Here is a 19,046-nt window from a genome sequence, read left to right as displayed (position 1 = left end):
CACTGTCGGCGAAGGTAAGTTGATGACTCATGATGAACCCTGTTCCATGGCTCCTGATGACAAACATGATCTCATATCAGGGACTTGTTCGCACCTTCCCTAACTCAATCAGGACGTAAGATTTCTTTTCCCGTTTGCTGGACGCTTCGTAATGATTGAGCTATGTTAAAAAAGTCTTAGATTACAGCGCTTGTGAAAGCAACGCTGGGTCTTTGTTATGCAGCAGAGCTGTCTGTAAGTGATGCGCATAATTGTGCAAAACCTGACAGGCACTGTTCGAATTTGTGCGGCGGATCGAGACATGTTTAAAAATGGCTTGCCATATTAAACATAGTGTGTGATAACACGTTTTGGGTCAAACGAGGTACAGTTCTGTTTATGTGTGGCATTTTCAGTAAAGAAGTCCTGAGTAAACACGTTGTCGTTGAATACCGCTTCTCTGCCGAACCTTATATTAGTGCCTCATGCAGTAATGTCTCAGTTTTATCTCAGTTAATGCCTGCGGGCTAAGAAAACACTCTAAGGAATTTTGCAAAATGGCAAAGATTAAAGGTCAAGTTAAGTGGTTCAACGAGTCTAAAGGTTTTGGTTTCATTACTCCTGCTGACGGCAGCAAAGACGTGTTCGTACACTTCTCTGCAATCCAGGGTAACGGCTTCAAAACTCTGGCTGAAGGCCAGAACGTTGAGTTCGAAATTCAGGACGGCCAGAAAGGCCCAGCTGCAGTTAACGTAACTGCTATCTGATCGAACCGCTGCTGACTGAAGCGCTTAGCACTTCAATCTCAGACATAAAGCCTCGCATAATGCGGGGCTTTTTATGTCCCTTATCTTTCAAAATATTACCATTGGCGGTCTTGTTAGTAACTTGTTGCAAAGCTGCGATGTTAGTAGCACTGTTTTGCCACCTTAACCCCATCTTTTCCCGTTAAATCAGGGCGTTGTTTAACAGTCCTGGGGTTCAGGTGAAGAAGAAATTGATAACCACCGCTGGCAATTTCACGCCAGCGCGTTTTGTGCTGCTCTGTTTAGCTATTTTTTGTAGTCTGGCTTTTTTGCTGGGCCGCGTTGCCTGGCTGCAAATCATCAAGCCTGACAATCTGGTGAAGCAGGAAGATATGCGATCCCTCCGCCAGCTGGCGATTGATGCGCCGCGGGGCATGATAATGGATCGCGAAGGTCGCCCCCTGGCGGTGAGCGTGCCCGTCCGGGCCGTCTGGGCCGATCCTAAAACGGTGCTGGCAAAAGGGGGCGTTGGCATTGACGAACGCTGGCAGGCGTTGGCAAACGCGCTGCATCTCTCCCTGGGCACACTTTCGGCGCGAATCAGCGCCAACCCGCAGGGGCGTTTTATTTATCTTGCCCGTCAGGTCGATCCCGCACAGGCGAAGTGGATCGATAAGCTGAATCTGCCCGGTATCAATTTACGCGATGAATCCCGCCGTTTTTATCCTGCCGGCCATGTGGCAGCGAACCTGATTGGCTTCACCAATATTGACGGGCAGGGCATTGAAGGTGTGGAAAAAAGCTTTAACGCGCAGCTGACCGGCAAGGCCGGAGTGCGGCAGGTAAGGGAAGACCGCTACGGTCGCGTGGTTGAAAACCTGACGGAAGTGGCGCCCGCGCCGGCGCATAACATCCAGTTAAGTATCGACGAGCGGCTGCAAACCATCACCGAAGATGCACTCGATAATGCCGTGGCCTGGAACAAGGCCGAGTCTGGCGCATCGGTGCTAATAAATATCCCAACCGGGGAAATACTCGCCATGGCGAGCTATCCGGATTTCAACCCCAATAATAGGGAAGGCGCGACGATAAACGATTTTCGTAATCGCGCGATCAGCGATACGTTCGAACCCGGTTCGACGGTCAAGCCGCTGGTGCTGATGACGGCCCTGCAGCAGGGCCTGGTCCAGCCGGACAGCGTGATTGACACTCACCCGTATACCCTTGACGGGCATCGTATCCGCGACGTGGGCTATTATCCTGAACTGACGATGACCGGGATCCTGCAAAAATCGAGCGACACCGGCGTATCCCGACTCTCTCTGGCAATGCCTGTCCAGCATCTTATTGATACCTATCGAAACTTTGGGTTTGGCACGAATACGGGGCTTGGCTTAACGGGCGAGAGCGCGGGGCTGTTGCCAAATCGTAAATACTGGAGCCAGCTCGATCGTGCGACCTTTGCCTTCGGCTACGGGCTGATGGTGACGCCGCTCCAGCTGGCGCACGTCTACGCCACGATCGGCGGCTTCGGGCTCGAGCGACCTCTCTCGATTACGCGTATCGATCCACCCGTTATCGGGCACCGGGTCATGCCGGAAGAGATCGCACACGAGGTGGAACACATGATGGAGAGCGTTGCGCTGCCCGGCGGCGGGGGCGTTAAGGCCGCCGTTCGCGATTACCGGGTGGCGGTGAAAACCGGCACGGCGAAGAAAATTGACGACAGCGGAAAGTATGTCGATAAATACGTTGCGTATACGGCCGGCGTTGCGCCCGCCAGCGATCCGCGCTTTGCCCTGGTGGTGGTCATTAACGATCCGCAAAATGGCGCCTACTACGGCGGTGCCGTTTCCGCGCCTGTTTTCAGCGAGATTATGGGTAACGTGCTGCGTCTGGAGAATGTAAAACCTGACGGGTTACCGGCGGGTTCCGACCACCTTATCGTTATGCGTTAACCGGGCGTTTATAACCAGGGCGAATAGCGGTACACTTCGCCCTTTGATTATGCTCCGGAGTCACCATGTCCTTCAGCTGTCCCCTTTGCCACGCCCCCCTGACGCATTCAGATAAAAGCTATACCTGTCCGCAGGGGCATCAGTTTGATATGGCAAAAGAAGGCTACGTGAATCTTCTGCCGGTGCAGCATAAGCGCTCCCGCGATCCAGGCGACAGTGCAGAGATGATGCAGGCGCGTCGTGCGTTTCTGGATGCCGGGCACTATCTGCCGCTGCGGGAGACCGTCGCGCAGATGCTGAATGACATCCTGCCGGGTTCAGCCACCGCCATGCTCGATATCGGCTGCGGGGAAGGGTACTACACCGCACGGTTTGCCGGGATCGCACGCGAGAAGGGCGCGTTGACATTCGGTCTGGACGTGTCGAAAGTGGCCATTCGCGCGGCGGCAAAGCGTTACGCGGACGTGACGTTCTGCGTGGCATCCAGCCACCGGCTGCCGTTTGACGATGCCAGCATGGATGCGGTTATCCGCATTTACGCGCCCTGCAAGGCGGAAGAGCTGGCTCGCGTGGTGAAACCGGGCGGATGGGTCGTCACCGTGACGCCGGGCCCGCGTCATCTGATGGAGCTGAAAGGGCTGATCTACGACGAAGTGCGACTGCATGCCCCTCATTCTGAACAGCTTGCCGGTTTTACCCTGAAGCAGGAGCAAACCGTAGCGTATGAAATGAAGCTGAAAGGGGAAGAAGCAACCGCGCTGCTGCAGATGACGCCGTTCGCGTGGCGGGCAAAACCGGAAGTGTGGGAAGCGTTAGCTCTACAATCAATATTTAACTGCCAGACGGATTTCAGTATCCACGTCTGGCAGCGCGAAGATTAACCGGCGAAGTGTGCCCAGAGGATCTGGGCACCAATGCCAATCAGCACAATTCCTCCCAGGATCTCGGCGCGTTTACCCAGCAGCGGGCCGATAAACCGTCCGACCATCATGCCCAGCGTGGACATAATCAGCGTTGCGCAGCCGATGGCCAGCGCGGTGGCGATAATATTGACCTGCAGGAATGCCAGACCGACGCCGACGGCCATCGCATCAAGGCTGGTGGCAATTGCCGTGGTGACCAGCAGCCAGAACCCGTGGCGGTGCTGTGGCTCCTCATCTTCATCATCACCGCCGCGAAAACCTTCTATCACCATTCGGCCACCGAGAAACACCAGCAGTACGAAGGCAATCCAGTGGTTCCACTCCAGCACGAACTGGCTGGCGAGCATGCCAAGTCCCCAACCGATAAGCGGCGTCAGCGTTTCGATAGCGCCAAAAATGAGGCCGGTACGCAGGGCTTCTGAGAACTTAGGTTTGTGGAGCGTGGCACCTTTTCCGATGGAAGCCGCAAAAGCGTCCATGGACATGCCAAAAGCGAGGAGGATCGTAGCGGAGATATTCATAACAGCGTCCAGACCGGGGATATCCATATGACACATCACTGCCCCCAGTAAACAGCAGTTGATGTATCTATGGTCTCGCCTGATCGCGCCGCACATAAGATGTGCTGTCAGCGATCCGTACGCGCCACGTTTTTCAACGAGTATGTTGACACGTACATTTCCTGCGAACAGGAAATCGGCTACTCCCCAACGACGGGCGCAACCTTAACATATTTTGAGAATATAAAACAACAACGAAGAGGCATTATTTAAAATGCTTGGTGATAACGATTTTCATTTGTCTTTAAGCGTGAAAATATCGTTAACAAATAGAGAACAAATTAACGAAGGGGATATAGCTTTGGCTATATTTCTTGCGCAAGATAAACACAGAATATAGCCATTGCTATATATTTAACTCATTGAGTTTTAACAAGTAACTTGTATATTTTTTCCAGGTCGTCAATATTCTTCACCCGAATAAGCAGGCGGCGTTGTTCTAATTGCATCACCAGCACGCCGTCTTCGGATAAATTCATCTCTTTAATACGGTTATATTCTATCCACACATTGGCGAAGAAAAATCCGCGGGATTTAAAAATGATTTTCGGCGTGCGGATCCAGAACAGATAAACCGCCATTAATGCCAGCGCACATAATAACCATGTGGTTAATATTGCACCATGGCTGGTGACGTTATTGTAAATAAGAATAACGATGAGACCCGCGAAGATAAACGCATCCACGCGCCCGCGTCGCAGAAGGGGAAGGGAGAGCAGCGTCTCGCCGTGACGGCGGGGCATGATGAATTCGTCATAGATCGCGTATGCCAGAAGGGCGGCAATAAATAAAACCAGTACGATGTCCGTGACAGTCATTCATCCTCCAGATAAAAAAACCGGGGGCAAGCCCCCGGCCTATAGCATTGAAACTTACAGACCCAGCAGGCCGACAGCGTAGCCCGCGATACCGATGACGAAGAAGCCAACGATAATCCACAGCGGGTTCACTTTCTTACGCAGCAGCCACATGCAGGCAAAGGTCAACAGCAGCGGTACCAGGCCTGGCATCAGCTGGTCCAGAATCGTCTGCACGGTGGTGACGCGGGTCTGACCATCCTGACCGGTGATGGTTGATACCACCAGCGGGATGTTCACGTGCGTCCACTTGTTAACCAGCGCCCCCATGACAAACAGGCCGAGGATTGACGCCCCCTCAGTCAGTTTTTGCAGGAAGCCGCCGCCCATGTCCTTAACGATGTCCACCCCTTTACGGTAGCCGTAGGCCACACCGTAGTAACGGGTCAGCAGGCGCACGGCGTTGAACAGGATGAAGAACAGCAGCGGGCCAAGCAGGCTGCCGCTCATCGCGATACCGGCACCCAGCGCCGCGAAGACCGGACGCACGGTACCCCAGAAGATTGGGTCACCGACGCCGGCCAGCGGGCCCATCAGGCCGACTTTGATACCGTTGATGGCACCGTCGTCAATCTCTGCGCCGTTCGCACGCTGTTCTTCCATCGCCAGCGTTACGCCCAGAACCGGAGCCGCTACGTAAGGATGGGTGTTAAAGAATTCCAGGTGACGCTTGATCGCCTGACGGCGCGCTTCGTTGTTTTCCGGGTACAGGCGTTTGATCGCCGGCACCATGGAGAAGCAGAAGCCCAGCGCCTGCATACGTTCGAAGTTCCATGAACCCTGAAACAGGTTAGAACGGATGAACACGCCACGAATATCACCCGGAGTGAGTTTTTTCTCGGTGGTAGTTTTTGTCATATCAACCATTTCGCTCACCTGCTAGTCCAGTTCGTTATCGAGATCGTTGTTACCAGCAGCCTGCGCTGGGGCACCCGCGACGCGGTTATATTTCGGGCTGAGCTGGATGTAGAGAATCGCCATTACCGCACCAATCACACCCAGTGCAACCAGGTTGAAGTTGGTGAAGGCAGCGGTCACGAAGCCGAGGTAGAAGAACGGCATCAGATAGCCTGCGCGCATCATGTTGATGACCATCGCATAACCGACGACCACGATCATGCCGCCCGCGATGTTCAGACCGCCGGTGACCACTTCTGGAATGGCGTTCAGCATGCTCTGCACTTCACTGGTACCAACAGAGATCGCCACGATAACCGCCGGGATCGCGATACGCATCGCCTGCAGGAACAGGGATGAAACGTGGATCCACGACAGTGCCGTGAGGTTGCCGTTTTCGGCCGCCTTATCCGCCGCGTGCTGGAAGGCAACGGTGATAGTACGAACGATGATGGTCAGAACCTGGCCAGCTGCAGCCAGCGGGATCGCCAGCGCGATACCGGCACCAATACTCTGGTGACCAGCAATAACCAGAACGGTCGAAATGATAGAGGCCAGCGCGGCATCGGGCGCAACCGCCGCGCCGATGTTCATCCAGCCCAGGGCGATCATTTCCAGGGTACCACCGATGATGATACCGGTTTTCATGTCACCCAGAACGGCCCCAATCAGCGTACAGGCCACCAGAGGGCGGTGGAACTGAAATTCATCAAGTACGGATTCCATACCCGCAATACATGCGACGACGAACACCAGCACAATCTGAAGAGTGGTAATCTCCATTGCACTTCTCCTATTACATAAACTTTATATGAGAACCGGCGCGGGCTTATTTCCCAACTTTGCCGATCAAATCCATCATTTTCAGTTTTTGATCCGTAGAAACCTTACGGGCTTCCAGTTCAATACCGCGCGCATTCAGCTTGTTGAATGCCTCGATATCTTTCGCATCGACTGAAATGGCGTTGTTGACCTGCGTTTTGCCCTGACGGAATGCCATACCACCGATGTTCACGGAGGTGATTTTCACGCCGCCTTCAACAATGCGCTCAACGTCTGTCGGGTTAGTGAACAGGAGCATTACGCGTTCACCCGCATATTTCGGGTTGTTGTAAACGCGGATCATCTTGGCGACATCCACGACGTGCGCGGTAACGCCAGGAGGAGCAACCTGAGTCAGAAGGGTTTTACGTACGGTATCGGCGGCAACTTCATCGCTGACCACAATAATGCGTCGAACGTTGGTCTCTTTGGTCCAGCGCGTCGCGACCTGGCCGTGGATTAAGCGGTCATCAATACGCGCCAGGCCGATGACCATGTAATCGTTCGGGCCCATCGGTTTTGCCGGTGTAGCCGCTTTTGGTGCCGCTGCGGGAGCAGGGGCAGGTTTTTCAACCGGCTGCGCCTTCAGGGCTTTTACCCCTTCGCGACCGGTTTCAACGGCCAGTGCCACCAGCTCATCGAACGCCGGATTGTCGTCGCGAGCCATGAAGGTTTCCACCAGCATGGGAATATTAACCCCGGCGACAACTTCATAGTGCTCTTTATCGACGACAATGCGGCTGGCGGCATTGAATGGGCTGCCGCCCCATGTATCAACGAGAAACAGCACGCCTTTGCTGGTATCCAGCTTCGCGAGTTGAGCGTTGTACTTCTCTATCAGCGTCTCGGCGTTTTCACCGGGAACGAAATCGATCCAGCCGACGTTTTCCTGCTCGCCCAACAGCATCTCTGCCGTTTTGAGTAGCTGCTCAGCAGCCCAACCATGTGTGCCTATGACAATAGCAATGGTCACTTGCTACCTCCTTTTATTATCATTAATACGCCTGCCAGGCAGCCGTACTGAGAATCGTATTGGCGAACCGAATCGATTCAGATAAGGGTTAGAGTTCAAAAAAACTAAGACTTCCGCGAATTATTTTAGATAGTGAAAAAATAATTTATGTGATGAAGATCCGTAATTTAGCCACGCGTGACAGATTTATCTGTAGCGTAAAGCCGCTGTGTTACAGAACTTTGCAAAGGAACGTAAATCTTTGCTAAAAACACAGTGTCTCTGATATGTTTACCCTCCGTTTAATCGTTCAGGAGTATAGGGTTACAGCCCACTATATGGACCGTCACCGACGTCAGTCATCTGCCAGGCCATTTCGCGCCTTATTCACCGGCGATCCTCGCCACGTATCGACTCTGTTTGCCTCTGTTTTGCCCACGATGAGTGGGGCACCGTTTCGTCATTCCTTTAGCAGGAGCTTGTCATGGAATTCTTAATGGACCCGTCAATCTGGGTGGGATTGCTCACGCTGGTGGTGCTGGAGATTGTTCTCGGCATTGATAACCTGGTGTTTATCGCCATCCTTGCGGACAAACTGCCGCCAAAACAGCGTGATAAAGCGCGTCTGATTGGTCTCTCGCTGGCGCTGGTTATGCGACTGGGGCTGCTTTCCGTCATCTCCTGGATGGTCACGCTGACCAAACCGCTGTTCTCCATCATGGACTACACCTTCTCCGGGCGTGATTTAATCATGCTGATCGGGGGGATATTCCTGCTTTTCAAAGCGACGACGGAGCTACACGAGCGGCTGGAAAACCGTCAGCACGATGACGGGCACGGTAAAGGCTATGCCAGCTTCTGGGTGGTGGTGCTGCAGATCGTGGTGCTTGATGCGGTCTTCTCGCTGGATGCGGTGATCACGGCGGTCGGCATGGTGAATCATCTGCCGGTAATGATGGCGGCTGTCGTTATTGCGATGGCGGTCATGCTGCTGGCCTCGAAGCCGCTGACGCGCTTCGTTAACCAGCATCCAACGGTGGTCGTGCTGTGTCTGAGCTTCCTGCTGATGATTGGTCTGAGCCTGGTGGCGGAAGGTTTTGGCTTCCATATTCCGAAAGGCTACCTGTACGCCGCGATTGGCTTCTCGATTCTGATCGAGCTGTTCAACCAGATTGCGCGCCGTAACTTTATCAAGCAGCAGTCGAATCAGCCGCTGCGCGCCCGTACCGCAGACGCGATACTGCGCCTGATGGGCGGTCGTCGTCAGGTGAACGTCCAGTCTGATTCCGAAAACCATAACCCGGTTCCGGTCCCGGAAGGGGCGTTTGTGGAACAAGAGCGCTACATGATTAACGGCGTGCTCTCCCTGGCCTCCCGTTCGCTGCGCGGCATCATGACGCCACGCGGGGAAATCAGCTGGGTTGATGCAAACCTGAGCGTCGATGAAATTCGCCAGCAGCTGCTCTCTTCTCCGCACAGCCTGTTCCCGGTGTGTCGCGGTGAGCTGGATGAGATAATCGGCGTGGTGCGGGCAAAAGAGATGCTGGTGGCCCTGGAAGAGGGCGTCAACGTGGAAGCCGTTGCCGCCGCGTCGCCTGCGATTGTCGTGCCGGAAACGCTGGATCCTATCAACCTGCTCGGGGTGCTGCGCCGCGCTCGCGGTAGCTTTGTTATCGTCACCAACGAGTTTGGCGTGGTGCAGGGGCTGGTTACGCCGCTGGACGTGCTGGAAGCGATTGCCGGTGAATTCCCGGATGCCGACGAAACGCCAGAGATCGTTGCCGACGGTGAAGGCTGGCTGGTTAAAGGTACCACCGACCTGCACGCGCTCTCGCACACGCTGGGCCTGGAAAACGTCATCAACGATGAAGAAGACATCGCGACCGTTGCCGGTCTGGTTATCGCGGTTAACGGGCAAATCCCGCGCGTCGGAGATGTTATCGAGCTGGCACCGCTGCACATTACGATCGTTGAAGCCAACGACTATCGCGTTGATATGGTTCGCATTGTTAAAGAACAATCAGCCCACGACGAAGATGAGTAAGCCGGCTTAGCGCAGCGGCATTAAGGGCACGATGTGCCCGTTATGATGCGCTGGCGGGGGCGCGCCTCCCGCCAGCCACTTCGGAAAATCCCGTAGCGGCATGGGCCGCGCATAGAAAAACCCCTGCAGGACAGGCACGCCATGGCGGCGCAAATAGCGCGCCTGCTCCTCCGTCTCGACCCCTTCAGCCACCAGTTCAATATTCAGCCGCTGTCCCAGCGCAATAATCATATCCGTCACCGTCGAGTTCACGGCGTCGGTGCCGATGGCGGTGGTAAACGACTGGTCGATTTTCAGCACGTCCGGGTGAAGCTTTTCAAGCCAGGAGAGGGAGCTGTTCCCGGTACCAAAATCGTCGATGGCCAGCTTCACCCCTTTGCGATGCAGTTCGCGCACGATGCGATAATCCGCATCCAGCAGCGCATCCCGTTCCGTGAGTTCAATCACCAGCTGCTGACGCGGACAGGCGCTGAACCAGAGGCGGTTCAGGTCCTGTATCAATACCGCATGACGGAAATGGCTGGCGGCGACGTTAATCCCAATGTGAAAACCGGCGCTGGAAGGGAAGTAGCCTATCTGGCGCACCGTTTCAGCGATGACATAGCGGGTCAGGGGGACAATCTGGTTATGTTCTTCTGCCAGGGGGATAAACACCTCTGGGGTGATCCAACCCTGACGGGGGTTATTCCAGCGCAGCAGGATCTCCACGCCGGTGCACGCCTGGGTACGGGCATTCACCAGCGGCTGGCAGAAAAGCTCAAATTCCCGGCCCGCAATCCCCATATCGATCTCCCACGTGAAGCTCATCCGGTTTGCCGTTGCCAGCCAGGCGAGATAGCCCAGCAGCAGGCTCAGCATAAGCCCGAGAGGCAGCTGGGCTGGCAGGCTTTTTAAGGCTAACTCTCCAGGGCCTGGCCCGCTGACCGTAATGGTGAAAGGGTTTCGGGTTGACGATTGCTGGAAAAGCGAGCCTTCCTTATCAAACGTCAGGCTGTCGCTGACGCGTTGTCCATAGCGCAGAAAGCGATCGCCTACGGTCAGCGCCACGTCATTGATGAGCGGGCGCTGGGGCTCCAGAATCATTTTGGCGATCAGATCGATATTGATGATCTCGATAACGCCAGCTTCACCGTCCTGAGAGACGGGATACCACTGGATCAATATCGGGCTACCCTTAAGCAGCCACTGATCGCTCGATAAAATCAGCTTCGCCGTGCTGGCGGGTAATTCTTTCAGGAAGTCGCGAACGGGCACATTGCGGCTGCCGAAAATACTTGAGCAATACAGGACACCGTCGTTAATCAGGGCGATGGAGCGTACCGTCTGCAAAATGGCGGCCTGCTTTCGCAGCGCCAGGTGCGCCTGCGGGCAGGGCTGCCCCACCAGGGGCTGCAGCACGCTGCGGCGGTTCTCTAAAGAAAGCAGGACGTTATCAAGGGCGCGAACGGTGTGGCTGGTAAAATCGAGGATCCGCTGTTGGTTAACATTGCGCTGTGAAATAAAGCGAATGCCTAACGTCAGGATGAGCGTGAGGAGCGCAACCGTCACACAGACGATAACGCGTTTTCGGCGATAGTTTTTAATGATCGTTTGTGCAGTTTGCATGAACGGTCGCCTGATAAGCCACCAGCCACAAAAGCCGGACGCAACAGTAAAAGTGTAGTGGGGAAAGCAGAAGGAGACGAGAAAGAAGAGGGAAATTTGCCCATCCGTTGCAGATGGGCGAAAGGCAGTATTAGTCGCACTGCACCTTAATGGCCAGGCCACCGCGGGACGTCTCGCGGTATTTCGCGTTCATGTCCTTTCCGGTTTCGTACATGGTTTCAATCACCTTATCCAGCGATACGCGAGGTTCGCTGGTACGGCGCATCGCCATCCGTGAGGCGTTGATGGCTTTCACCGAGGCAATCGCGTTACGCTCGATGCACGGCACCTGAACCTGGCCCGCGACCGGGTCACAGGTCAGACCGAGGTTATGTTCCATACCGATTTCCGCCGCCACGCAGACCTGCTCAGGGCTTGCGCCCAGCAGCTCTGCCAGACCGGCCGCCGCCATGGAGCAGGCAACGCCCACTTCACCCTGACAGCCCACTTCCGCACCGGAGATGGAGGCATTCATTTTGTACAGCGCACCAATGGCACCTGCCGCCAGGAAATAGCGGATATAGATGTCCGGCGTTACGGGCTCAATAAAGTGATCGTAGTAGGCCAGCACTGCCGGAACGATACCGCACGCACCGTTGGTTGGCGCCGTCACGACGCGACCACCGGCGGCGTTCTCTTCGTTAACCGCCAGGGCAAACATGTTTACCCAGTCAACCACGTTCATCGGGTCGTTGGAGAACTTGTCCGTGGTCACCAGCACACGGCGCAGGGCAGAGGCACGACGCGGCACGCGCAGTGGGCCCGGCAGAACGCCTTCGGTGTTCATCCCGCGGTCGATACAGGCGCGCATGGTTTGCCAGACGTTCGCAAAATAGTCTTCAATCTCTTTTTTGCTGTGCAGGGCCAGTTCGTTCTGCATCACCATGCCGGACAGTGAAAGACCGGTCTCTTTGCAGTAGCCCAGCATCTCAGTAGCCGATTTGAACGGGTACGGTACGCTGACGTCGCCGACGCTGTCTTTGCCAAAATGCTCTTCATCCACGATGAAGCCACCGCCGATGGAGTAGTACGTTTTGCTGTAAATCTCTTTTTCACCGCTGTAAGCGTGAATGGTCATGCCGTTTTCGTGCAGCGGCAGGTTGTCGCTGCGAAAACGCATGCCGTCATCCTGCGGGAAATCGACTTCCTGCTGACCGTTTGCCAGCAGCAGGCGGCCGCGTGTTTCCACGTCGCGGATGAATGCCGGGATGGCATCAATATCTACGGTATCCGGCATATTGCCTGCCAGACCCATAATAATGGCGATATCGGTGTGGTGGCCTTTACCCGTTAATGACAGCGAGCCGTAAACATCCACGGCGACACGGGTAACGCTTTCCAGTAATCCTTTTTCGACCAGATCATCGACGAACTGTTTACCGGCCTTCATCGGGCCAACAGTATGGGAAGACGAAGGGCCAATTCCCACTTTGAACATGTCGAATATACTAATCACTTTCACACTCCTGACAGGGTTACCGGGGTTCCAGTAACGATGTTATAACTGCGCATAGTGTAAGAGGGAACACCGACCTCGGCTTAACTATTCACATGAATTAAACTAATGGTTAACGATGGGTTTTGCTAATAGCGCGACGCGGATCGCAAACCTGCGAAAAAGGATGGAATGTAAAGTATAGTCAAGGTTTCAGGCCGATTTGCAGCGCCAGTTCGCGAATGATGCCCGCCGTCATGCCCCAGACAAAATAATGCTGATACCAGGACAACCAGACCCGATGGTCATGCCCCCGTCGATGGATATCCAGCGGATGATAACGACTTAGCCGGAGCGCCTCTTCAAGCGGCATTTCAAACACCGCAGAGACTTCATCGACGCTGGCGTGATACTGCAGGCCCGGAGGGATAATGCCCACCACCGGCGTGACCTGAAAACCGGTAACGCTGTCGACGGGCGGCAGCACGCCGATGACCTCAACGGCCTCCGGCGGAATGGCAACTTCTTCCTGAGCTTCCCGCAGCGCGGCGGCAATCAGCGATGCGTCGGAGCTGTCCACTGCGCCACCCGGAAAGGCGACCTGACCCGCGTGCTTACGTAAATGGGGAGAACGCTGGGTGAGCAGCAGGCCCGGTTGCGTGCGACGCACGACCGGGATCAGCACGGCCGCCTGACGCTGGTTCAGCGCCTCGCGGTTGACCTGCGGTCGTAATAGCTGAAAGCGAGATAAAAAATCGTCCAGCGTCAGGTTCTCTTTTTCCACCCGTGATTACTCCAGTTGTTTCAGAATACGGTTAACTTTATCAAAGGTTTCCTGATATTCCGCATCGACCTGGCTATCGGCAACAATGCCGCCCCCGGCCGAACAGTAAAGATTTCCGTCGCAGGCCGTCAGCGTGCGAATGGTAATGCTGGTATCCATGGTGCCGCACAGGCTGATATAGCCGATGCTGCCGCACCAGGCGTTGCGGCGGTGGGGCTCCAGCTCATCAATGATCTCCATTGCCCGCACCTTCGGCGCGCCGGTGATGGAGCCGCCCGGAAACGCGGCGCGGAGCAGATCGCAGGCGGTGCGAGAGGCGGGTAGACGCGCGGTAATGGTACTGACCAGATGATGCACCGCCGGGAAAGGCTCGACGACAAACAGTTCCGGCACGCGCACGCTGCCCGGTTCGGCGACGCGGCCAATGTCGTTACGCATCAGATCGACAATCATCAGGTTTTCGGCGCGATCTTTTGGCGAGGCGGCCAGTTTTTCCGCCTGCTGGCGATCGGCGTCGGGATCGGCAAGACACGGCAGGGTACCTTTAATCGGACGGGTTTGGATCGTGCCCTCGGCCAGATGAATAAAGCGCTCGGGCGACAGGCTGAGGATCGCCCCCTGTTCCAGACGCACAAACGCGCTGAACGGCGCCTTATTGCTGGCGTTAAGACGGGTAAACGCCTGCCACTCATCTCCCCGGTACGTCGCCTGGAAGCGCTGGGCGAGGTTAACCTGATAGCAGTCACCGCTTTGCAGATACGCCTGAACGCGCGAGAATTTTTCGGCGTACTCCGCTGCGCTCATATTTGAGCGCCAGCCTGAGGTCAACGTAAACGTCTGTGCCGGTGCAGGCTGTTGCGCCTCAAGCCACGCCAGACGCGCCTGCACGTCATGATGGCTCAGCAGGGAAACCGTTTTTTTCTGGTGATCGACTATTAACGCCCAGTTATACAGCCCCACGGCCATGTCGGGCAGGGGAATATCAGCCTGCGCATGCTCCGGCAGCGTTTCGAAACGGCGACCCAGATCGTAACCAAACAGGCCCAGCGCGCCCCCCTGAAAAGGGAGATCCGGGTTCGGCGCGGCAGATAAGCCCAGCGCGTTAATGGCGTGCTGAAGCTGCACCAGCGGATCGTCCGTTAACGACAGGTCATCGGTTGTCAGCGTCTTTAGCGGATCGGCCACCAGAATGTCGAAGCGGCTACAGGGATGGTCCGCATGGCCGGAATGCAGCAGCATCGCAAACGGAAGATGGCTCAGGCGGGCAAACCAGAATTCAGCGGCGTCTGCACGCCAGGGCAAGGTAATAACAGTGGGGAAGCGCATGTTCATGTGTGGCATACTACCGGGCAGCGTGAAATAATTAGCGCGAATAATTTAGCAGGAGTTGACGATGTTTGCAGGTTTACCTTCTCTGAGCCATGAACAGCAGCAGAAAGCGGTTGAGCGAATTCAGGAACTGATGTCCCAGGGGATGAGCAGCGGACAGGCAATTACCGTTGTCGCAGAGGAGATTCGCGCCAGTCATTCCGGCGAGCGGATCGTGGCGCGTTTCGAAGATGAAGATGAAGATCCAGAAGAGTAATCGGGCCTACACCGCCGCGATAATCTTAATCTCTACCTTATATTCCGGCTTCATCAGCGTGGCCTGTACGGTACAGCGTACAGGCGCGTGACCCGCCACTACCCATGCATCCCAGGCTTTGTTCATCGCCGCGAAATCCTCTTTGTTTGCCAGGAAAATCGTTGCATCCAGAATGCGGGATTTGTCGCTGCCTTGTTTTTCCAGCACCGCGTCAATCTGTGCCAGGGTATTGGCCGTCTGCTCGAACGCATCCGCGTCCAGGTTAGCCGGTACGCCGGTGTAGTAGAGCGTCTGATTATGGATCACCACATCAGACCAGCGGGCTTCGGCATCAATGCGCACAATTGTCATAAACGTTTCCTCGTTATTTTTCGTCGTCAGGCGGCAAGACTGCCATATTGTTCTCCTGTCGTCACTATTTGGGGTGGCACAGGAGAGGATGGGCTGACATAATCCCTGTGCAAAAATACAGTGAGAGAGCACCGTGGCAGACGATTTTTCCCCTGAAGGTCAATTAGCGCAGGCTATTCCCGGCTTCAAGCCCCGTGAGCCTCAGCGCCAGATGGCGCACGCCGTTGCACGCGCCATCGATAAGGCTCAGCCGCTGGTGGTCGAAGCCGGAACCGGCACGGGTAAAACGTATGCTTACCTTGCTCCAGCGCTGCGCGCGAAGAAGAAGGTGATTATTTCCACCGGTTCGAAGGCGCTGCAGGATCAGCTCTACAGCCGCGATTTGCCCACGGTGGCGAAAGCGCTGAAATATAAGGGGCGTCTGGCCCTGCTGAAGGGGCGCTCTAACTATCTCTGCCTGGAACGTCTTGAGCAGCAGGCGCTGGCGGGCGGCGACCTGCCGGTGCAAACCCTCAGCGACGTTATTATCCTTCGCGCCTGGGCGAACCAGACCGAAGAGGGTGATATCAGCACCTGCGCGAGCGTGCCGGAAGACTCGCCTGCCTGGCCGCTGGTGACCAGCACCAACGACAACTGCCTCGGCAGCGACTGCCCGCTGTATAAAGACTGCTTTGTGGTGAAAGCGCGCAAAACGGCGATGGACGCGGATGTGGTGGTGGTGAACCACCATCTGTTCCTCGCGGATATGGTCGTCAAGGACAGCGGTTTCGGCGAGCTGATCCCGGAGGCGGACGTGATGATCTTCGACGAAGCCCATCAGCTTCCGGACATTGCCAGCCAGTACTTCGGCCAGTCGCTTTCCAGCCGCCAGCTGCAGGATCTGGCGAAAGATTTCACCATCGCTTACCGGACCGAACTCAAAGATACCCAGCAGCTGCAGAAGTGCGCCGACCGTCTGGCGCAAAGCGCGCAGGATTTCCGCTTGCAGCTCGGCGAGCCGGGCTATCGCGGTAACCTGCGCGAGCTTCTGGCGGACAAAAACATCCAGCGCGCGCTGCTGCTGCTCGATGATGCCCTCGAACTCTGCTACGACGTGGCAAAACTGTCCCTCGGCCGCTCCGCGCTGCTGGATGCGGCCTTCGAACGCGCCACGCTGTATCGCGGGCGGCTTAAACGGCTGAAAGAGATTAACCAGCCGGGGTTCAGCTACTGGTATGAGTGCACCTCCCGGCACTTCACGCTGGCGCTCACGCCGCTGACGGTGGCGGATAAATTTAAAGAGGTGATGGCGCAAAAACCGGGAAGCTGGATCTTCACCTCGGCAACCCTGTCGGTGAATGACGATCTGCATCACTTCACGGAACGTCTCGGCATTGAGGATGCGGAATCGCTGCTCCTGCCGAGCCCGTTCGATTACGAAAAACAGGCGCTGCTCTGCGTTCCCCGTAATCTGCCGCTGCCGAACCAGCCGGGTGCGGCGCGCCACCTGGCCGCGATGTTAAAACCGATGATCGAGGCCAACAACGGCCGCTGCTTTATGCTCTGCACCTCTCACGCCATGATGCGCGATCTCGCCGAGCAGTTCCGCGCCACCATGACCTTACCGGTGCTGCTGCAGGGGGAAACCAGCAAAGGCCAGTTGCTCCAGCAGTTTGTCAGCGCCGGAAATGCCCTGCTGGTAGCCACCAGCAGCTTCTGGGAAGGGGTGGATGTGCGCGGCGATACGCTCTCGCTGGTGATCATTGATAAGCTGCCGTTTACCTCTCCGGACGATCCGCTGCTGAAGGCGCGCATGGAAGACTGCCGCCTGCGCGGGGGCGATCCGTTTGACGAGGTACAGCTCCCGGACGCGGTGATAACCCTCAAGCAGGGGGTAGGGCGATTAATCCGCGACGTCACCGATCGCGGCGTGCTGGTCATTTGCGATAACCGGCTGGTGATGCGCCCTTACGGCGCCACCTTCCTTGCCAGCCTGCCGCCCGCGCCGCGGACGCGGGACATAAAACGCGCGGTGCGCTTCCTGGCAAACCCAACGGCGGAGTAATTTACCCCGGAGTATGCTAAGATGCGCGCCATTTTGTGACTGACCCTTGCGAGAGCGCGACGACTGATGCGAATTCTGGCTATTGATACCGCGACAGAGGCTTGCTCTGTCGCTCTGTTGAACGACGGTGCTGTTTCTGCCCATTTCGAAGAGTGCCCACGGGAACACACCCAACGCATTCTGCCCCTGGTAAAAGCCATTTTAACCCAGGGCAACACCTCCTTAACCGACCTCGATGCGCTGGCCTTTGGCCGTGGCCCCGGCAGCTTTACGGGCGTACGTATCGGGATCGGCATTGCGCAGGGGCTGGCGCTGGGCGCCGAACTGCCGATGATCGGCGTCTCTACCCTTGCCACGATGGCGCAGGGCGCATGGCGCATGACCGGGGCAACGCGCGTGCTGGCCGCGATTGATGCCCGCATGGGCGAAGTTTACTGGGCCGAATACACCCGCGACGAGCAGGGCGTGTGGCACGGCGAAGAGACGGAAGCCGTGCTCAAGCCGGAAGCGGTCACTGAACGACTGCAGCAGCTCTCCGGTGAGTGGGCAACCGTCGGCACCGGCTGGCAGGCGTGGCCTGACATGGCAAACGACACCGGTGTGACGCTGGTGGACGGCAACATGCTGCTGCCGGCTGCGGAAGATATGCTTCCGATTGCCTGCCAGCTGCTCGCAGCAGGAAAAACCGTTGCCGTTGAACACGCGGAGCCGGTTTATTTGCGAAACACCGTCGCGTGGAAGAAACTTCCGGGCCGCGAGTGAATCTCAGTAACAGGAACTGAGAAAAAGGAGTCGCATCATGGCGGTTCAGACTAAAGTAGTACGCCTTATTATGGCAGGCGCGGTTGCCATAGCACTGAGCGGATGCGTTTCCGTTCCTGATGCGATTAAGGGCAGCAGCCCGACGCCACAGCAGGATCTGGTGCGAGTGATGAATGCGCCTGAGCTTTACGTCGGCCAGGAAGCGCGCTTTGGCGGTAAGGTCGTCGACGTACAAAACCAGCAGGGGGAAACCCGTCTGGAGATCGCGACCGTTCCGCTGGACAGCGGCGCGCGGCCGGTACTGGGTGAGGCCTCTCGCGGGCGTATCTATGCGGACGTCAGTGGTTTCCTGGACCCGGTCGATTTTCGCGGACAGCTGGTGACCGTTGTCGGGCCGATTACCGGCGCCGTGCAGGGCAAAATCGGCAGCACGCCGTATAAATTTATGACCATGCAGGTCAACGGGTATAAACGCTGGCGGCTGGCACAGCAGGTAGTCATGCCGCCTCAGCCGATGGATCCGTGGATGTGGGGTCCACATCCTTATCGTTACGGCTACCCGGGCTGGGGCTGGTATAACCCGGGCCCTGCACAGGTTCAGACGATCGTTACTGAGTAACTCACTGTTATTGTTAGAAAAGAGACAGCGGCTCAGCCGCTGTCTCTGTTTTTTTACGGATAAAACGAAAAAAAAGAGTGACGC

19 protein-coding genes, 1 pseudogene and 1 riboswitch are annotated in these 19,046 nt (G+C 56.3%); of the genes and pseudogenes, 10 read left to right on the top strand and 10 right to left on the bottom strand.

The features are described from left to right. Positions 1–378 precede the first annotated feature (378 nt). The 4 genes and pseudogenes from ACMWLG_RS20635 (at position 379) to rlmA (ending at position 3,564) form a co-directional block, all read left to right on the top strand. Positions 379–523, top strand: a pseudogene (locus ACMWLG_RS20635) (DUF2627 domain-containing protein). 13 nt (positions 524–536) lie between these two features. After that, the gene (cspE, locus tag ACMWLG_RS20630) at positions 537–746 is read left to right on the top strand and encodes a transcription antiterminator/RNA stability regulator CspE (RefSeq protein WP_001062678.1); all 210 of its coding nucleotides are present in this window, start codon (positions 537–539) and stop codon (positions 744–746) included. A 218-nt stretch (positions 747–964) separates the two neighbouring features. Continuing rightward, positions 965–2,683, top strand: a complete 1,719-nt coding sequence (gene ftsI, locus ACMWLG_RS20625; RefSeq protein WP_045404379.1) for a peptidoglycan glycosyltransferase FtsI — start codon at positions 965–967, stop codon at positions 2,681–2,683. Between the two features lie 65 nt (positions 2,684–2,748). Continuing rightward, complete coding sequence (rlmA, locus tag ACMWLG_RS20620) at positions 2,749–3,564, top strand: 23S rRNA (guanine(745)-N(1))-methyltransferase (protein ID WP_045404376.1); 816 nt, start codon at positions 2,749–2,751, stop codon at positions 3,562–3,564. Here the strand turns inward: rlmA and mntP are convergent. The 5 genes from mntP to manX form a co-directional block, all read right to left on the bottom strand. Beyond that, positions 3,561–4,127 carry a manganese efflux pump MntP gene (mntP, locus tag ACMWLG_RS20615; protein WP_029741998.1) on the bottom strand — a complete coding sequence of 189 codons (567 nt, stop codon included), beginning with the start codon at positions 4,125–4,127 and terminating at the stop codon, positions 3,561–3,563. The two genes, rlmA and mntP, sit on opposite strands and share 4 nt — an antisense overlap. Positions 4,128–4,137: 10 nt before the next feature. Beyond that, a riboswitch (yybP-ykoY riboswitch) is annotated at positions 4,138–4,327 on the bottom strand. 198 nt (positions 4,328–4,525) lie between these two features. Continuing rightward, positions 4,526–4,984, bottom strand: a complete 459-nt coding sequence (locus ACMWLG_RS20610) for a DUF986 family protein (protein ID WP_045404374.1) — start codon at positions 4,982–4,984, stop codon at positions 4,526–4,528. 54 nt (positions 4,985–5,038) lie between these two features. Continuing rightward, positions 5,039–5,890, bottom strand: coding sequence for a PTS mannose transporter subunit IID (locus ACMWLG_RS20605; RefSeq protein ID WP_006810994.1), 852 nt, complete (start codon positions 5,888–5,890; stop codon positions 5,039–5,041). 12 nt (positions 5,891–5,902) lie between these two features. Beyond that, positions 5,903–6,703 (bottom strand): PTS mannose transporter subunit IIC, encoded by an 801-nt coding sequence (gene manY, locus ACMWLG_RS20600; protein ID WP_008500490.1) that lies wholly within the window; start codon positions 6,701–6,703, stop codon positions 5,903–5,905. 46 nt (positions 6,704–6,749) lie between these two features. After that, entirely contained in the window at positions 6,750–7,715 is a 966-nt protein-coding gene (gene manX / locus ACMWLG_RS20595) for a PTS mannose transporter subunit IIAB (protein WP_045404371.1), read from the bottom strand. A 266-nt stretch (positions 7,716–7,981) separates the two neighbouring features. Here manX and ACMWLG_RS20590 point away from each other — a divergent pair, with 266 nt between their 5' ends. Then, entirely contained in the window at positions 7,982–8,191 is a 210-nt protein-coding gene (locus tag ACMWLG_RS20590) for a protein YoaL (RefSeq protein ID WP_373364841.1), read from the top strand. After that, entirely contained in the window at positions 8,179–9,738 is a 1,560-nt protein-coding gene (yoaE, locus tag ACMWLG_RS20585) for a CNNM family cation transport protein YoaE (protein WP_045404368.1), read from the top strand. Before ACMWLG_RS20590 ends, yoaE begins: the two co-directional genes overlap by 13 nt. Positions 9,739–9,744: 6 nt before the next feature. Here the strand turns inward: yoaE and ACMWLG_RS20580 are convergent, their stop codons facing one another. The 4 genes from ACMWLG_RS20580 to pabB all read right to left on the bottom strand — a co-directional run bounded on the left by ACMWLG_RS20580 (position 9,745) and on the right by pabB (position 14,933). Then, the gene (locus tag ACMWLG_RS20580; protein WP_045404364.1) at positions 9,745–11,343 is read right to left on the bottom strand and encodes a cyclic diguanylate phosphodiesterase; all 1,599 of its coding nucleotides are present in this window, start codon (positions 11,341–11,343) and stop codon (positions 9,745–9,747) included. A gap of 130 nt (positions 11,344–11,473) precedes the next feature. Continuing rightward, positions 11,474–12,838 (bottom strand): L-serine ammonia-lyase, encoded by a 1,365-nt coding sequence (gene sdaA / locus ACMWLG_RS20575; protein WP_045404361.1) that lies wholly within the window; start codon positions 12,836–12,838, stop codon positions 11,474–11,476. Between the two features lie 184 nt (positions 12,839–13,022). Next, on the bottom strand, positions 13,023–13,601 hold the full coding sequence (locus ACMWLG_RS20570) for a CoA pyrophosphatase (RefSeq protein WP_045404359.1): 579 nt from the start codon (positions 13,599–13,601) through the stop codon (positions 13,023–13,025). A 6-nt stretch (positions 13,602–13,607) separates the two neighbouring features. Next, on the bottom strand, positions 13,608–14,933 hold the full coding sequence (gene pabB, locus ACMWLG_RS20565) for an aminodeoxychorismate synthase component 1 (protein ID WP_045404357.1): 1,326 nt from the start codon (positions 14,931–14,933) through the stop codon (positions 13,608–13,610). Between the two features lie 61 nt (positions 14,934–14,994). Here pabB and ACMWLG_RS20560 point away from each other — a divergent pair, with 61 nt between their 5' ends. Then, positions 14,995–15,186 (top strand): YoaH family protein, encoded by a 192-nt coding sequence (locus tag ACMWLG_RS20560; RefSeq protein WP_033145823.1) that lies wholly within the window; start codon positions 14,995–14,997, stop codon positions 15,184–15,186. A gap of 6 nt (positions 15,187–15,192) precedes the next feature. On the opposite strand, the gene ACMWLG_RS20555 is transcribed toward ACMWLG_RS20560, so the two are convergent. Continuing rightward, the gene (locus tag ACMWLG_RS20555; protein WP_023312193.1) at positions 15,193–15,537 is read right to left on the bottom strand and encodes a RidA family protein; all 345 of its coding nucleotides are present in this window, start codon (positions 15,535–15,537) and stop codon (positions 15,193–15,195) included. A 133-nt stretch (positions 15,538–15,670) separates the two neighbouring features. On the opposite strand from ACMWLG_RS20555, the gene ACMWLG_RS20550 reads away from it, so the two are divergent. The 3 genes from ACMWLG_RS20550 to ACMWLG_RS20540 all read left to right on the top strand — a co-directional run bounded on the left by ACMWLG_RS20550 (position 15,671) and on the right by ACMWLG_RS20540 (position 18,962). Further along, positions 15,671–17,581, top strand: a complete 1,911-nt coding sequence (locus ACMWLG_RS20550) for an ATP-dependent DNA helicase (protein ID WP_039263631.1) — start codon at positions 15,671–15,673, stop codon at positions 17,579–17,581. Between the two features lie 66 nt (positions 17,582–17,647). Beyond that, entirely contained in the window at positions 17,648–18,343 is a 696-nt protein-coding gene (tsaB, locus tag ACMWLG_RS20545) for a tRNA (adenosine(37)-N6)-threonylcarbamoyltransferase complex dimerization subunit type 1 TsaB (protein ID WP_045404354.1), read from the top strand. Between the two features lie 37 nt (positions 18,344–18,380). Then, positions 18,381–18,962 (top strand): Slp family lipoprotein, encoded by a 582-nt coding sequence (locus ACMWLG_RS20540; protein WP_045620339.1) that lies wholly within the window; start codon positions 18,381–18,383, stop codon positions 18,960–18,962. Positions 18,963–19,046 lie beyond the last annotated feature (84 nt).

Source organism: Enterobacter sp. 01-M-02-SI-ECC, from assembly GCF_047530595.1.
Lineage (GTDB): Bacteria > Pseudomonadota > Gammaproteobacteria > Enterobacterales > Enterobacteriaceae > Enterobacter > Enterobacter cloacae_M.
Note: the sequence above shows the minus strand (reverse complement) of the source record. Positions and strands in the feature narration are given on the sequence as shown.